1 pseudogene is annotated in these 717 nt (G+C 44.6%); it reads right to left on the bottom strand.

What is annotated here, in order from left to right:
- Window positions 1–143: 143 nt before the first annotated feature.
- Window positions 144–717, bottom strand: a pseudogene (locus R7R78_RS26245) (sodium:glutamate symporter); the annotation flags it as partial.

Below are 717 nucleotides of genomic sequence, written 5' to 3'. Positions count from 1 at the left end.
CAAATCTCATATATAAAACAAGTTGCTTATTTATTCATTAGAGATTGAAGCGGTTTCTCAATTGGGATTTTAAAGAGAGGAGTAAAAAGGAAAAAGATGAATAAAGATGTGCTCGGGAGGAAAAATCTCCCGAGCCGGAGTACTTAAGAGGCGTCCGTTACCGTTTGGCCACTGCGTTTAAATACAAATCTCCAGATGAACAGGACTACTGCGATATAAGCTAAGCCGACACCAAGTGCTTGCCACTCCATACCGTTATACATCGCGATAGGCATCAGAGAGATGATAAAGATATCGGTAATTGAACCAGGCACATAAGCAATGGCGTAGTCATCCAGAACTTTGCTACGCATTTTAGGGTCAACAATGCGCAATAGCGCGATGCCCATTGCAACTGTGCCTGTTAGCCAGCCCCAGGAGAATATGCCTTTTTCAAACCAATCATCGCCCATAATTCGAGGCGCAACCCAGAAGATCAGCCACAACGTAAATGCGATGCCACCAATGGCGAGTACGATCATTGGCGCAAGGTACTGAGCAAGAACAGTAATTTTGATTGCTGAAATACCAAATATGATCAGGTAGTCGGTGCTGATACCAGCCGCGTGCTTAAATGCTCCATCACAAAGGTATCGCGACGCTTTGGTTTGTTTCGCGACAATTCGCACGAGCATTCCGCCCAAAAAGCCCGTTACAAATGTCGGAATTTGTACTTTG

It is taken from the genome of Vibrio sp. 2134-1 (genome assembly GCF_033339495.1).
This window is presented reverse-complemented; position numbering and strand designations above follow the sequence as displayed.